The organism is Streptosporangium roseum DSM 43021, from assembly GCF_000024865.1.
GTDB classification, from domain to species: Bacteria; Actinomycetota; Actinomycetes; order Streptosporangiales; family Streptosporangiaceae; genus Streptosporangium; species Streptosporangium roseum.
Genome location: NC_013595.1, coordinates 9,021,715 through 9,036,459 on the forward strand (window position 1 = coordinate 9,021,715; position 14,745 = coordinate 9,036,459).

A 14,745-nucleotide genomic window follows, 5' to 3' on the forward strand; every position below is an offset into this window, starting at 1 on the left:
CTAAAACGGGGGGTAATAAGGAGATTAGCGTACGGTCTGGCGCTGACTCACCCCCGGGGAGACCATGACGCGTTGCACCAGAGCGAAACCCAGCTGGACGATCAGGGCCAGCAGCGCCACCAGGACTGCCCCTCCGATCGTGCGCGGGAAGTCCTTGGTCGCCAGGCCGTCGACGATGAACCGGCCCAGGCCGCCCAGGCCCACGTAGGCGGCCACGGTCGCGGTCGACACCACCTGGATCGCGGCGATCCGCAGGCCGAGCAGGATCAGCGGCAGCGCCACCGGCACGAGCACCCGGCCGAGCACCTCGCCCCCGCGCAGGCCCATGCCGTACGCGGCGTCGCGCAGGTCGGGATCCACCCCGCGCAGGCCCTCGTAGGTGTTGACCAGGATGGGCGGTACGGCGAGCGCCACCAGCGGGATCAGCACCGGGACGATGGTGCCGACGCCCATCAGCAGCACGATGAGCACGAGCAGGCCCAGCGTCGGCAGGGCGCGGGCCGCGTTGGCGCTCAGGATCGCGAACAGCGCGCCCCTGCCCGTGTGGCCGATCCACAGCCCCAGCGGCAGCGCGATCAGCATGGCCAGCAGCAGCGAGAGCCCGGAGAACTCCAGGTGCTCCAGCAGCCGGACGGGGATGCCGTCCGGGCCGGACCAGTTGTCCGGGTTGCCGAAGAAGTCGATCAGCCAGTTCACGCGGCCCCCCTTGCCCGCGACCACGGGGTCAGCAGGCGCTGCGCCAGGACCAGCAGCAGGTCGGCGATTGCCGCCAGCACCACGACCAGCACGATGCCCACGATGATCGGGGTGTAGAACTGCCGCTGCCAGCCGTCGATGAACAGGTAGCCCAGCCCGCCCCGGCCGACCAGGGCACCCACGCTGACCAGGCTGATGCTGGAGACCGCGGCCACCCTGAGCCCGGCCAGCACGACCGGGACCGCGATCGGCAGCTCCACCTGGAGCAGCCGCCGCAGCGGGGTGAAGCCCATGGCCACCGCCGACTGGCGCACATGGTCGGGGACCGAGGTGAGGCCGTCCACGACGGCCGGGATCAGCACCGCCATGGCGTAGAACGTGAGCGGGACCATCACCGTCGTCCGGGTGGCGAGGCCGGTGACCGGGATGAGCACGATGAAGACCGCCAGCGAGGGCAGCGAGTAGATCACGTTCATGACGCCGACGGTCGGCTGGTAGAGCCAGCGCCAGCGGACGCCGGCCAGCCCGAGCGGGAGCGCGACGAGCAGCCCGATGACGATCGGCACCAGCGCCATGACGACGTGGTCCTCCAGCAGGACCTGGATGGAGGGCCAGTTGCGCCCGATCCAGTCCCAGCGGACCAGCGGTTCCTCATGCACCGACGCCCCCGGCGACCTTGCCCAGCGCCTCGTCCAGCGCCTCACGGGTGGCCACGCCCTCGGCCCTGCCCGTCTCGTCCACCGCGATCGCGCTCCCCGAGGGGGACAGCAGCGCCGCGTCCAGCGCGCCGCGCAGCGAGTCACGGCCCCTGACGAACGTCCCGTACGGCGCGAGCCGCGCGTCCGCGAGCGTGCCGGTCTCCGGCAGGTCCTTGACGGAGGCCCAGCCCAGCGGCCGGTTCTCCCCGTCCACCACGGCCAGCCAGGACTCCGCCGTGCCGCGCACCGTGGAGACGTCGGCGGAGGCGGGCACGGTCAGGTCGGCGCGCAGCCGCAGCCCCTCGTCGGAGACGAACGACAGCCGCCGGATGCCCCGGTCACGGCCGAGGAACTCGCGGACGAAGTCGTCGGCGGGGCGGGCCAGCAGCGTCGGGGGGTCGGCGAGCTGCGCCAGCCGTCCGCCGACCCGGAGCACGGCCACCCGGTCGCCGAGTTTGATGGCCTCGTCGATGTCGTGGGTGACGAACACGATGGTCTTGTTGAGCTCGGCCTGCAGCCGGAGCAGCTCCTCCTGCAGGCTCGTGCGCACGATCGGGTCCACCGCGCTGAACGGCTCGTCCATCAGCAGCACCGGCGGGTCGGCCGCCAGCGCGCGGGCCACGCCGACGCGCTGCTGCTGGCCGCCGGAGAGCTGGAAGGGGTAGCGGTCGGCCATCTTGAGGTCGAGCCCGACCCGCTCCAGCAGCTCCATGGCCCGGTCCCGGGCCTTCTTCTTGTCCCAGCCGAGCAGGTAGGGCACCGTCGCCACGTTGTCGACGATCTTGCGGTGCGGGAAGAGCCCCGCCTGCTGGATGACGTAGCCGATGCCCCGGCGCAACGTCGGCGGGTCGATGGTCGTCACGTCCACGCCGTCGAGAAGGATCTGCCCCTCGGTCGCGTCGATCATTCTGTTGATCATCCGCAGGGAGGTCGTCTTGCCACAGCCCGAAGGGCCGACGAACACGGTTATCTCCCCCGTGGGCACCTCAAGGCTGAGGTTGTCCACGGCGACGGTCCCGTCGGCGTAACGCTTGGTGACCCGGTCAAATTTGATCATGCGCAACCTCTTGCTCCTCGGCAGGGCTGCGGCCCCCTGCCACAACTGCCCCATGATCTGACGTGGACCACCCTAGGGCCTATGCCCGACATTTCCGATCTGACTTCCCGCCTTCGATCGATGCCCCCCGCCCCCGCGATATCTATCAAATGGGCATTCAATACTGCGGAGAACCTCAACAGATCGGCATGATTACCCATATCGTGGAGATTGACACCTCCAGCGCCATGCGTACCACAGGCCTCGCGGTCTCTGTTCATCACCACACTCGCTCGAACCCCAGAGGAACCGGTCCCGTGACCCAACCGCTCCTCGGTCAGCGCTCGCGCGGCGAACTGATCGCCGAGCTCTACGACCGTCACGCCGCCGGGCTGTTCGCGTACTGTCACGACCAGCTCGGCGATCCCGGATCCGCCGCCGCCGCGCTGGTGGCCGTCCTCACCGCCGTCCCGGACGTGGAGCCCCCGCGCGCCGCGCTCTACGCGTTCGCCCGCCGCGAGATCCACCTGCGGGACGTCGTCCACGCCCCGCCCGCCGCCGGCGCCGACCCGCTCTCCGCCTTCGTCGAGCGGGTCCTGCGCGACCTGCGGCCGCACCAGCGCGAAGTACTGTACCTGTCCGGCGTGTGCGAGATGGACACCTCCGAGCTGTCCTGGGTGCTCGACGTGGCGGCCGACACCGCCGACGAGCTGACCGTGAGCGCCTGCCGGCGCTTCGCCCAGTCGCTGAGCCTGGCGCTGGCCTCGGTACGGGTGCCGGACCATCTGGCCGAGGTGTTCGGCGCCCTCGCCGTCGCCCCGGTCCGCGACGTGCTCGTCCGCGCACCCTGGGCCCTCCCGCCCGCGACGCTGCGGACCCTGGCGCTGGGGTCGCCGTCCGCTCCGGCCGCCGCCCAGCCGCCGCCCGTCCTGCAGGTCAAGCCGCTCTGGCCGACGACCCCTGCCTGGCCGCTGCCTCCGGCCGAGGCCGGCGCGCGGACCGGCACCGGCGCGTTCTCCCCGCCGGACCGCTTCCCCGACCCGTTCGCCGATCCCCTCCCCGACCCCTTCGCCGCCCCGGAGCCCGGCGTGGTCTCCGCGCACGAGGCCGCCACCGAGCCGATGCCCAAGCTCAAGGACGCGGTCCTGACGGCGCTCGACGGGGCCGGTCCCCGCGCCCGGCGGGCGCGGCTCCAGCGGCCGAGGCCGCGCGGCGCGGCACCTCTGCCCGCCGCCCCACCGGCCCCCGCCACGCAGCCTCCCACCACGCCGGCCCCTACCACGCCGGCCCCCGCCGGGCCGTCCCTGGCCGCCGCCCCGTCACCGTGGCCGGCCGCGCCCCCGCTGCCCGCTCCGCTCCCCGCCGACGTGCTCGACGACCCTCCGGCGCCGCCCGCCGACCTCCCCCCGCCGGAGAACCTGTTCCGCCCCCTCACCCCCGAGACGCGAGCGGCCCTGGCCTACACCGACAAGCTGGTCGCCTCCGCGCCCCGCGAGGAGCCGATCCCCGCCGCGTTCGCGACCTGGCCGACGCCCGTGGCGCCGCCGGAGCCCCCGGACGCCGCACCGGCGCCGGCGGCCCCCGGCGGGACCGCCGAGGCGCAGCCGCCCCTCCCCGGCTGGCCCCTGCGCCCGGACGAGTTGGACGGACCGGCCCACCAGGGCCGGGCGACGCCCGCACAACGGCCCGGCACCGGCCAGGCATCCGCGGAGCGGCCCGGCATCGGCCGGCAGACGTCCACGGAATGGCCTGGCTACGACCGGACAACGCCTGCGGACCGGACCGACACCGAAGGGGCGCCCGCGGAGCGGCCGGGTCCCGGCCAGGCGGCGTCCACGGAACGGACCGGCACCGGCTGGACGCCCGCGGAGCGGCCCGACGCCGAAGGGGCGCCCGCGGAGCGGCCGGGTGCTGGCTGGACGCCCGCGGAACGGACCGACGCCGGCCGGGCGACGTCCGGGGAGCAGCCGGGTGCAGGCCGGGCGACGTCCGGGGAGCAGCCGGGTGCAGGCCGGGGACCGCACATCAGGCGGCCCAGGCACGCCGCCCCGTCCGGCGTCGCGCGACCGGGCAGCCCCCGGGCGGAGGCGATCACACCGGACAGCGCCGGCTCAGGCGAGGCGGAGGCCGGGACGGCGCAGGCCGTCCGGCCGGAGCGGACGGGCAGGCGGGCACGTCGCAGGCACAGGGTGGTGCGCGCCGAGCGCCGCCACCACGACTGGGTGTGGGAGCTGATCGGCTTCCTCATCTGCGTGGCGATCGCAATGATCGTCTTCTTTGCGGTCCCCACGATCGTCACCCCCTGAAGGCGGGCGCCGGCGACCGCCGGCCCCCGAGCACGGATGCCCACGACCGCCGGCCCGCAGGCACGGCCCCCATGACCGTCACCCCTGAGGACGGGGCCCGGCGACCGTCAGGCCGCAGGCACGATCGTCACCCCCTGAGGACGGGGCCCGGCGACCGTCAGGCCGCAGGCGCGGGTCCCGTCGTGAGATCGGGCCCCGGGATCTTGAGGTGTCGCATTGGCGACATGTCGCATTTTTGGCAGGCCGAAACCCGTGACGTGAGAGAGTCCCGTCGCCCACTCTCGTGATCAGCAGTACCGAATCACGGAAGGCCCCTCATGCACTGGCTCGCGCGTCTTACCGCCGCCGGAGCGGCACTCTCCCTCGCCCTACCGGCGTTACCGTCCGGAGCCGAGACCGCTTCCGCCCCGCCCCCGGCCGCCGGTCTCCACCGGATCACCCTGATCACCGGCGACGTGGTGACCGTCCGCCAGGCCGCGGCCGGGAAGTGGGCCGTCACGGTCGATCCCGCCAAGGGCCGGGAGAAGGTCAGGTTCACCACCCACGACCTCGACGGGAAGCTTCAGGTGCTGCCCGACGACATGGTCCCGTACGTGGCCGAGAACCTGGTCGACAAGGGTCTTTTCGCCGTCGGCGACCTGATCGAGCAGGGGTACGACGACGCCGGCAGCCGCACGCTGCCGCTGCTGCTCGCCTACGACAAGGGCGCACGGACCTCCGGCGCCCTGCCCGGCGCCAAGGCGGGGACCGAGCTGGAAAGCATCGGCGCGCGGGCGGTGGACGCCGGCAAGGGCGAGCTGGCCGCGTTCTGGAAGGCCGTCGAGGCGGCGCCGTCGGCCCGCTCCGGCGGGCCCCGGCTGGCCTCGGGAATCCGGAAGATCTGGCTGGACGCCAAGGTCACCGCGGACCTGGAGCACAGCGTTCCGCAGATCGGCGCCCCCGACGCCTGGAAGAGCGGGTTCGACGGCAAGGGCGTCAAGGTGGCCGTCCTCGACACCGGCGCCGACGAGAACCATCCCGACCTCGCCGGAAAGATCACCGACAGGCGCAACTTCACCGCCGACCCCTCGACCCAGGACGGCCACGGGCACGGCACCCACGTGGCGACCACCGTCGCGGGCCTCGGGACGGCCTCCCAGGGCCGCCGCAAGGGCGTGGCCCCCGGCGCCGAGCTGATCATCGGCAAGGTGCTGGACAGCGGCGGCTCGGGCCAGTTCTCCCAGATCATCGAGGGCATGGAGTGGGCCGCGGCGTCCGGCGCCGACGTGGTGAACCTGAGCCTCGGCGGCGAGGCGACCGACGGCACCGACCCCGCCAGCGCCGCCCTGAACGCGCTGACCGAGCAGACCGGCACCCTCTTCGTCGTCGCGGCCGGCAACGAGGGCCGGGAGTACGCCGTCGGCACCCCCGGCGCCGCGACCTCCGCGCTGACCGTCGGCGCGGTCGGCGCCGACGAGACGCTCGCCCCCTTCTCCAGCCGTGGCCCGCGTCTCGACGGAGGCGCCAAGCCGGACATCACCGCCCCGGGAGTGGCGATCGTGGCCGCGCGGGCCGAGGGCACCTCGATGGGCCAGCCCGCCGACGAGCGCTACACCGCCGCGTCCGGGACCTCGATGGCGACCCCGCACGTGGCCGGCGCCGCCGCGATCCTCAAGCAGCGGCACCCGGACTGGAAGGCCAAGCAGCTCAAGGACGCCCTGATCTCGACCGCCAGGACCGCGCGGGATCTGACCGTCTACGAGCAGGGCGGCGGCCGGGTGGACGTCGCGCGCGCCGTACGGCAGGACGTCACGGCCACCGGCGTGCTCGACCTGGGCACCCACCAGGACGGCGGCTCCACGGCCCCCTCCGGGACCGTCGCCTACACCAACTCCACCCAGGCGGCCGTCTCCCTGGCGCTGACCGCCACCCTGAGCAACCTGGACGGTGACGCCCCCGCGCAGGGCGCGCTCACCCTGGGGTCGGCGTCGATCACCGTCGACGCCGGCGCCACGGTCACGGTCCCGGTGAGCGCCGACCTGGCGAAGCTGGCCCACGGCCGGCACTCCGGCCATCTCACCGCGACCACCGCGGACGGCTCGGTCGCCCTGCAGACCACGCTGGCGCTGACCAGGAGCCCCCGCACCCACAAGGTGCGCATCAGCGCCGTCGGCAAGGACGGCAGGCCGGCGAGCGTGAGCACCGTCTTCATGTTCGGCCCCGGCACGCGGGACAACCTCCTCACCTACATCATGCCGTGGGAGGCCGAGGAGGGGAAAACCTTCGAGGTCCCCGAGGGCACCTACTACGCGCAGAGTCAGTTCGGCGAGGAACGGTCGGGCTCGCGCGTCATCGACATCAAGATCGACATCCCCGAGTTCCCGGTGACCGGCGACGCGGAGCTGGTGTTCGACGCGCGGAAGACGCGGCCGATCGTGATCAAGACGCCGCAGCCGGCGGTCCAGGAGGGCATCTCCACGTTCGCCAGCTACCGCGACACCGGCACCCGGAAGATCTCCTCGTCGTTCATGAACTTCCCCTCGGTCGACGAGCTGCACGTGGCCGAGACGCAGCCGGTCCGCCAGGGTGCCTTCGAGTTCACCTCGCGCTGGCAGTACGGCGCGCCGAGGCTGTCGTCACGGGTCAGCGGCCTCAAGGGGCCGCTGGACCTCTCCCCGACGGTGAGGTCACCGGAGTGGAACGGCAGGTACCGGTGGGAGCTCGTCGACGGTGGACACGGCACCCCCGAGGAGCTCGGCGCTCTCAAGCTGCGCGGCCGGGCGGTCGTCATGTCGAGCGCCTCGCAGGACGACCCCCAGTGGGACGAGATGATCGCCGCCGCCGCCGAGGCGGGCGCCGCGGCGGCCGTCGTCGTACCGGCCGCCGACGACAGCCCGTGGCAGTACTGGTCGCCGGTCATGGACAGGCAGGCGATCCCGGCCGCCGCGATCCCCTATGAGCAGGGGAAGAAGCTGCTGGAGCGGGTCCGCAAGGGCAAGGCCGTCCTCGACGTGACCGGGAACATGGCCATCCCCTACCTCTACGACATCTCGCAGGTCTCCAAGGGGCGGATCCCGGAGCAGATCGTCTACGAGGCCAACGCCTCCAACCTGGCCCGGGTGGACACCGGCTACCACGAGACCGGCGGCTTCGGCTGGGCCAAGGAGCAGCGGTTCGGCTGGCGGCCGTGGCAGGTCTTCTCCAACGAGGGACAGCGGTGGGTCCGCACGGGATCCGCGCGCGCCGAGTACGTCACCTCGGGCGACACCGAGTGGGAGCACGTGGCGCAGCACATGTTCACCTGGGAGTCGATGCGCCCGCTCACCCCCGGGCTCACCGGCGGGCTGCGCAGCTACGCCGCCGGTGAGAAGGTCGGCGAGCGATGGTTCGGCCCCGTCGTGCGGCCGGCGGTCCCGCCGGGCAGGCCGGAGTCCGTCCCGACCCGGACGGGGGACACCCTGAGGCTCGACATCCCCGAGTTCGTCGACGCCGCCGGCCACTACGGCTACGCGTTCAGCTCCGACGAGGAGGACACCGTCTCGGCCCGCTTCTACCGCGACGGCACGCTCGTCGAGGAGCCGCGACGGGCCGTGGGGAACTTCCCCGCCGTTCCCGGGAAGGCCACCTACCGGATGGAGCTGTCCACCAAGCGCTCGTCGGAGGAGTGGACGTACGCCACCGAGACCAGCACGGCGTGGACGTTCGGGTCCGCCCGCCCGAAGTCCGGCTCCGAACCGCTGCCGCTGCTCGGCGTCGACTACACCGTGCCCGCCGACCTCGACGGCCGGGTCCGCCGGACGCTGCCGGTCCCGCTGGACTTCAGCGTGCGGAGCACCGCGCCCGGCCTCGCCCTGCGGCAGGTCACGGCCGAGCTCTCCTATGACGACGGAAAGAGCTGGAAGCGCCTGGTGCTGCTGCCCCGCGGCAAGGACCGCTACTCCACCCTGGTCTCCCACCAGGCGGGCAGGGGACAGTACGTCTCGCTTCGGGTCACCGCGAACGACGCCGCCGGGAACGCGGTCGAGCAGACCGTGCTCCGCGCCTACGGCGTGAAGTAGAGGCCGGACTCTCCGGGGCCGGTACGGCGAGCCGTACCGGCCCCTCCCCCGGCCCGCAGGCGCGGTGTCGGAAACCCTCACACCTGAACGATCACAGTGGTGGCCGTCCGTCGTGGTCGTGGCCCTGTCCGCACGCTCTCGCCCCGTCTCACGATCCGCGACTGGAGTACGGAGAGAGCACCGCTAGCGCAGCAGCGGGAGCCTCCCCGTGAGGCGCTCCACGACCGCGCGCGGCCCCAGCAGGCTTACCGCGTAGTACGAGAGGTCCTCGCCGCCGGTGCGGGCGAGCTCGGCCAGATACTCGTCGTAGACGTTGGTCTGTTGCGCGATGGCCGCCATGTCGGTGACGACCAGTTCCGGTTCCCCGGCCGCGTCGTTCCTGACCCGGCGGACGGTCGCGGCGGGCGCGGCCAGCACGGTGCATCCGGTCCACGGCAGCCCGGCGTGCGCCCGGCCTGAGGCGTCGGTGCCGGCCGAACCCAGGATCGCCGGTACGGCCTCGCCCACGGAGGCGGCCAGGCAGGCGGCGGCGTTGGCCTGCAGGCCGCGGGGGAGGTCACGGTCGATCACGATCACCCACTTCACCGGAAGCTGCCGCGTGGGCAGGCCGGTCTGGCGTTCGAGGCTGTCGATCCAGTCGGCCAGCACAGTCATCTACAGTCCTTTCGCTGAATTTCCAAAAGGACAATTGCATTTTTGCCGCAGGTCATACAACTTCAGATCACTCTTTCCGAAGAAAGTTCGGAGATTTCTGCGAAGATGTGTCCGTGGACGAACTTGATACGGCCATCCTCGCCGAGCTGCAGCGTGACGGCCGCCAGACCAACCGCGAGCTCGCCGAGCGGATCGGCATCGCGCCCTCGACCTGCCTGGAACGGGTGCGATCGCTGCGGAGCAGGCGAGTGATCGAAGGCTTCCACGCCGAGGTCAATCTCGCCGCCATCGGCCGCCCGGTCCAGGCGCTCATCAACGTCCGGCTGCACCCGAAGATCCGCGAGGCGGTCGAGGGCTTCCGCGACTATGTCGCCGCGCTCCCCGAGACTCTCGCGGTCTTCGTGGTGTCCGGCGGCGACGACTTCATCATCCAGGTGGCCGTCCGCGACGCCGGCCACCTGCGCGACTTCGTCCTCGACCACGTCTCCCGGCATCGGAACATCGCCGACGTGCGCACCTCGCTGGTCTACGACCACATCCGCAAGACCTCCGTCGAGGTTCTGCCTCCGGAGCGGCCGAGCCCTCCCCGGACCCGTCGTGGATGAGAGCGGACGCGTGGGGGGCGCGTCACCGGCCATCGCGGACTCTCGCTCGGGTGATGGTGGCGACGACAGACGGCTCGTGTCCGTGGCCGCGTTCAGCTCGCCGGATGGTCTGTCGCGGGCTGTGCCTGCCGCGGGCTGAAGGCCAGTTCAGCCGTCTTCAGGTTCGCTTTAGCATGCACTCGTGAGAGTGAAGCTCCATGACCGACTCCCGAGTGCCGCTCGCGATCGCCGCGACCATCCTGGCGACCCTCACGGGCTGCGCCTCGTCCGGCGGGACCGAGGCGGCCGCGACGCCCTCCGCTGATCCCGCCAACCAGCAGCGCCAGGCCCAGACCCAGCTCGCCACCTGCATGAAGGGCAAGGGCTTCACCTATCACCCGATGGTGTCCATGCCGGAGCCGCCGGACGCGATCAAGCAGGAGATGTCCGGCGACTACGCCGGGATGAAGAAATATCGCAGTAAGTACGGCTTCGGGTTCGCCGCCTCCTTCGTCTACCCCAACGACGGGGTCGGCCGGATGGCCCGCCGGATGGGTGACGGGGACGGCGGCGACGACCCCAACGGCAAGGTGATCGCCGGGCTGTCGAAGCCGCAGCGGGAGGCGTATTTCGACGCGATGAGCGCCTGCCACCTCGAGATGATCAACAAGGCCACCGGCAAGAAGCACAAGTCGATGCAGGAAGCGGGCAAGGCCCAGAGCGAGATGATGGAGCAGATCATCAGCCGCGAGATCGACGGCGATCCCAAGCTGGTGGAGCTGGCGGGCGCGTTCGCCGACTGCCTCAAGGGCAAAGGCTACCGGGTCACCTCGCAGCGCCCTTCCGACATCGCGCGCAGCACCGAGAACTCGTTCATGACGGAGTTCGGCGAGCTCGCCAGGGAGCAGACCCCGACGGCGGACGAGGCGCGACCCCTGTTGCAGCGCGAGATCAAGGCAGCCCTGGACGACCTGGAGTGCGGCAAGGACTTCTACGCCGCCTACCGGCCCAAGCTGAACGAGGTCTACGAGCGTGCCCAGCTCCTGCCCGGCATGGGCATGGGCATGGCCGTCACGGTCAAGGGGTGACGTGCGCAGGTCCAGAGTGCTCGCCCTCGTGGTGGCAGGAGTGCTGGTGATCGCCGGGGCGGGGTGGGCGGTCGGCTCCCGGCTGCGTTCGCCGGCAGATGAGGCGTCCGCGCGCCGCCCGCCCAAGCCCTCCCTGGTCACGGCGCCGGTCGAGCTGCGCAGGCTCACCAGTACTGTCACGGTCAGCGGCACGCTCACGTACGGCTCGCCGCTGCCGGTCACGCTGGCCGGCACGGTGGGCGGGGCAGGTGGGAACGGCGGCGCGGGTGGCGCCGGCGGCACGCCGCAGCGCGTCACCACGGCGCCCAAACCCGGCCCGATCCGTGCGGGTCAGGTGCTGATGCAGGTCAACGGGCGGCCGGTGTTCGCCATGGAGGGGAAGAAGCCGATGTACCGGCCACTCGTGCCGGGCACCGAGGGCGACGACGTCAAGCAGTTCCAGCGCGCGTTGCGGGTGAAGGTGACCGGCGTCTTCGACGCGGCCACCGTGGCGGCGGTGAAGCGCTGGTACGCCAAGCGCGGCTACAAGGCGCAGGAACCCGACCTGGAGTCGCGCAAGACGCTGCAGCAGCTGCGCCAGGCCGTACAGACCGCCAAGGAGATCTTGGCCGCCGACCGCAAGGCCCTGGACGAGGGGGTGGACGTGCGGCCGCTCAGGATTCGCCTCGACAACGCCCGGCGTGACCTGCGATCCGCCGAAAAGGCGTTGGAGGAGGCGCCGGAGATCACGCCCGAACAGGAGACTCAGCTGGCCGCGTTGCGCCGTGCCGTCCGAGCTGCCGAGGAGCAGGTCCTCGCGGCCGAGCAGGCCCTGGCCGAGGCCGTGAGACCGGCCCCCACGCCGACCACCACCCCTCCCACCACGCCGGCGCCCACCCCCGCGCCCATGCCCAGTGCGGTGGACACGAGCCTGCTGGAGATGAAGCTGGCCAACACCCGGCAGGACCTCTACGAGGCCCAGCAGGCGGTCGCCGCCTACGAGGAGCAGATCCGCGTCGAGCGGGACAAGCGGCTGGAGGAGCTGCACAAGGGCGTGCGCACCGCGAAGGAGGCCGAGGCCACCGCCGCCCAGGCGCTCGGCCGGGCCAGGAAGGTCTCGCCGCTGCGGATGAAGGTCGCCCACAGCAAGGGCAACCTGGCCGACGCCCACACCATGCTGGCCGAGTTCCTCAAGACGTACGGGGTGAGCGTTCCGGCCGGTGAGATCGTCTTCCTGCCGACCCTGCCTGCCCGCATCGACAAGGCGGAGGTCAAGCCCGGCGACACCATCGAGGGCAAGGTCGCCACCGTGACCAGCTCCGCCTTCGCGGTCACCGGGTCGGTCGACGCCAAGGAGGCCAAGCTGCTGCGTCCTGGCCAGGAGGCGTCGATGGAGACCATGGACGGAACCCAGCTGCCCGCCACGCTGACCGCGACCGGTGAGGAGGCCCGCGTGAGCCCGGCGGAGGGTGAGGAAGGCGAGAAGGACGATGGGTCGGATACCGGCTCGGTGCCCGTCCTGCTCACGCCCGGCTCGGCCAAGGGGCTCAAATCGCTGGTCGGCTCGCCGATGACGGTGCGGATCTCGGTCGGCTCGACCGAGGGCGAGGTGCTGGCGGTGCCGGTGTCCGCCGTGGTCACCTCCGCCGACGGCCGGCCGCGGGTCAGGGTGGCGCTGGACGGCGACCGTACCCGCGAGGTCGAGGTTCGGACCGGGCTGACCGCCGACGGCGACGTGGAGGTCACGCCGGTACGCGCCGGCGAGCTCGAGGAGGGCGACCGGGTCGTGGTGAGCGATGTCTGAGCCCGTCATCGAGCTGGCCGGCGTGTGCCGTGACTTCCCCTCCGAGCCGCCGGTGCGCGCGCTGGCCGACGTGGAGCTGCGGGTCGATCCGGGCGACTACGTGGCCATCGTCGGGCCGTCCGGCTCCGGCAAGTCCACCCTGCTCAACATCCTCGGACTGCTGGACCGGCCGACCTCCGGCTCCTACCGCCTGGACGGCGTCGAGACCACGGCGCTGCGCGACGGCGCGCGGACCCGGCTGCGCGGTACCCGTATCGGTTTCGTCTTCCAGTCCTTCCACCTGCTGCCCCACCGGACGGTCGTGGAGAATGTGATGCTCGCCGAGGTGTACGGCCCGCACCCGCGCACCGGCCGGCGGGCCCGTGCCGAGCGGGCGCTGGCGCAGGTGGGCATGAGCCATCGCGTCGGCTTCGGCCCCGACCGGCTGTCGGGCGGCGAGCGCCAGCGCGTGGCCATCGCCCGCGCGCTGATGGCCAAGCCCGCCCTGCTGCTGTGCGATGAGCCGACCGGCAACCTCGACAGCCGCAACACCGAGGCCATCCTCGATCTGTTCGAGGGCCTGCGCGCCGAGGGCCTGACCATCCTGGTGATCACGCACGAGGACGAGGTGAGCGCCAGGGCCAAACGGCGGGTCCGGATCGCGGACGGGGCGCTCAGTGAAGCTCCTTGACCTGTGGGCAGAGTCCCTGGCCGGGATGCTCGCCCGTCCGATGCGCTCGGCCCTGACCACTCTCGGCACCGTCCTGGGCATCACCACGCTGGTGGTCACCCTGGGCATCGCGGCGACCGCGGGTAACCAGATCGTCGGTCGCTTCGACGAGCTGCTGGCCACCAGCATCACCGTCGAGGTGCCCCGAGGCGGCCACAACCCTCTGGTCACCTGGGGGGCGGCCAAAGAGCTGCGAGGCCTGCGCGGCGTGACGTCGGCGACGGCGCTGGCGCAGAGCGACGACAGCTCCAACCTCGTCGTGACCGCCAACAACCTGCTCGACCCGACCCGAGTGGCCGGGCAGACCCTCGCGGTCGTCGCGGCCACCCCCGACCTGCCGGAGACCACCCGTGGCCGGATGGTGGCCGGGCGGTTCTACGACGCCGGCCACGTGGCCCGCCACGACCGGGTGGTCGTGCTGGGCGAGCAGGCCGCCGAGATGCTCGGGATCACCAGCCTGGAGCACTCGCCGGCGGTGTTCATCAAGGACCGGGCCTATACGGTCATCGGCATTGTCGGCGGCCTGCGGCGCGAGCAGATCCTGTCCAGCGCGGTGCTCGTCCCGCCTGGCCTGGGTCCCGATTTCGGCCTGAAGGACGTCACCCGTGTCCTGGTCGCCACCCAGCTGGGCGCCGCCGAGCTCATCGCCCGCCAGGCGCCGCTCGCGCTCAGCCCCGACCGCAGCGGGGAACTGCAGGTGATCGCCCCGCCCAGTCCCAAGCGGGCGCGGGACGGCGCCCAGGACGACGTCAACGGCCTTTTTCTCGTCCTCGGCCTGGTCTCCCTGGTCGTCGGCGCGGTGGGCATCGCGAACGTCACCCTGGTCACGGTCATGGAGCGGGTCTCCGAGATCGGCCTGCGCCGCGCGCTGGGCGCAGCCCGCCGGCACATCGCCGCCCAGTTCCTGCTGGAGTCCAGCCTGATCGGGCTGACCGGCGGGGTGATCGGGGCCAGCCTGGGGATGGTGGCTGTGGTCGCGGTGGCGGCCGTGCGGCAGTGGACCCCGGTCCTCGACGTACGGCTGGCGCTGGTCGCGCCGGTGGCGGGTGCGCTGGTGGGGCTCCTGGCGGGCCTGTATCCGGCGCTGCGCGCGGCCCGCATGGAGCCGGTCGACGCGCTGCGATGACCGTTCGTGGAGTGGTGGCACAGAACAG

General features: G+C 72.2%; 11 protein-coding genes. 7 read left to right on the plus strand and 4 right to left on the minus strand.

From position 1 onward, the window contains the following. Window positions 1–24: 24 nt before the first annotated feature. The 3 genes from SROS_RS39450 to SROS_RS39460 are packed head-to-tail and all read right to left on the minus strand — an operon-like array spanning window position 25 to window position 2,451. The gene (locus SROS_RS39450) at window positions 25–696 is read right to left on the minus strand and encodes an ABC transporter permease (protein ID WP_012894560.1); all 672 of its coding nucleotides are present in this window, start codon (window positions 694–696) and stop codon (window positions 25–27) included. Beyond that, window positions 693–1,355, minus strand: a complete 663-nt coding sequence (locus SROS_RS39455; protein ID WP_012894561.1) for an ABC transporter permease — start codon at window positions 1,353–1,355, stop codon at window positions 693–695. The genes SROS_RS39450 and SROS_RS39455 overlap by 4 nt, the downstream gene beginning before the upstream one ends. Continuing rightward, window positions 1,348–2,451 (minus strand): ABC transporter ATP-binding protein, encoded by a 1,104-nt coding sequence (locus SROS_RS39460; RefSeq protein ID WP_012894562.1) that lies wholly within the window; start codon window positions 2,449–2,451, stop codon window positions 1,348–1,350. Before SROS_RS39460 ends, SROS_RS39455 begins: the two co-directional genes overlap by 8 nt. 296 nt (window positions 2,452–2,747) lie before the next feature. Between SROS_RS39460 and SROS_RS39465 the strand changes: the two genes are divergently transcribed. Together SROS_RS39465 and SROS_RS39470 are read left to right on the plus strand one after the other, a co-directional pair. Continuing rightward, window positions 2,748–4,736, plus strand: coding sequence for a hypothetical protein (locus SROS_RS39465; protein ID WP_012894563.1), 1,989 nt, complete (start codon window positions 2,748–2,750; stop codon window positions 4,734–4,736). A gap of 317 nt (window positions 4,737–5,053) precedes the next feature. Continuing rightward, window positions 5,054–8,773, plus strand: coding sequence for a S8 family peptidase (locus SROS_RS39470; RefSeq protein WP_012894564.1), 3,720 nt, complete (start codon window positions 5,054–5,056; stop codon window positions 8,771–8,773). A 183-nt stretch (window positions 8,774–8,956) separates the two neighbouring features. On the opposite strand, the gene SROS_RS39475 is transcribed toward SROS_RS39470, so the two are convergent. Next, a complete protein-coding gene (locus SROS_RS39475; protein WP_012894565.1) occupies window positions 8,957–9,427 on the minus strand; it encodes a DUF2000 domain-containing protein in 471 nt (156 codons plus the stop codon). 113 nt (window positions 9,428–9,540) lie between these two features. Here SROS_RS39475 and SROS_RS39480 point away from each other — a divergent pair, with 113 nt between their 5' ends. The 5 genes from SROS_RS39480 (at window position 9,541) to SROS_RS39500 (ending at window position 14,717) form a co-directional block, all read left to right on the plus strand. Next, entirely contained in the window at window positions 9,541–10,032 is a 492-nt protein-coding gene (locus SROS_RS39480) for an Lrp/AsnC family transcriptional regulator (RefSeq protein WP_043657902.1), read from the plus strand. Window positions 10,033–10,229: 197 nt separating this feature from the next. Beyond that, window positions 10,230–11,099, plus strand: a complete 870-nt coding sequence (locus SROS_RS39485; protein WP_012894567.1) for a hypothetical protein — start codon at window positions 10,230–10,232, stop codon at window positions 11,097–11,099. A 1-nt stretch (window position 11,100) separates the two neighbouring features. After that, on the plus strand, window positions 11,101–12,882 hold the full coding sequence (locus SROS_RS46615) for a peptidoglycan-binding domain-containing protein (RefSeq protein ID WP_012894568.1): 1,782 nt from the start codon (window positions 11,101–11,103) through the stop codon (window positions 12,880–12,882). Next, window positions 12,875–13,552 carry an ABC transporter ATP-binding protein gene (locus SROS_RS39495; RefSeq protein WP_012894569.1) on the plus strand — a complete coding sequence of 226 codons (678 nt, stop codon included), beginning with the start codon at window positions 12,875–12,877 and terminating at the stop codon, window positions 13,550–13,552. Before SROS_RS46615 ends, SROS_RS39495 begins: the two co-directional genes overlap by 8 nt. After that, entirely contained in the window at window positions 13,539–14,717 is a 1,179-nt protein-coding gene (locus SROS_RS39500; RefSeq protein WP_012894570.1) for an ABC transporter permease, read from the plus strand. The genes SROS_RS39495 and SROS_RS39500 overlap by 14 nt, the downstream gene beginning before the upstream one ends. Window positions 14,718–14,745: the final 28 nt, after the last annotated feature.

Excerpts from the sequence above, each read along its gene's own strand:
- SROS_RS39460 (WP_012894562.1), bottom strand. The coding sequence starts at position 2,451 with ATGATCAAATTTGACCGGGTCACCAAGCGTTACGCCGACGGGACCGTC.
- SROS_RS39470 (WP_012894564.1), top strand. The coding sequence starts at position 5,054 with ATGCACTGGCTCGCGCGTCTTACCGCCGCCGGAGCGGCACTCTCCCTC.
- SROS_RS39475 (WP_012894565.1), bottom strand. The coding sequence starts at position 9,427 with ATGACTGTGCTGGCCGACTGGATCGACAGCCTCGAACGCCAGACCGGC.
- SROS_RS39485 (WP_012894567.1), top strand. The coding sequence starts at position 10,230 with ATGACCGACTCCCGAGTGCCGCTCGCGATCGCCGCGACCATCCTGGCG.
- SROS_RS39495 (WP_012894569.1), top strand. The coding sequence starts at position 12,875 with ATGTCTGAGCCCGTCATCGAGCTGGCCGGCGTGTGCCGTGACTTCCCC.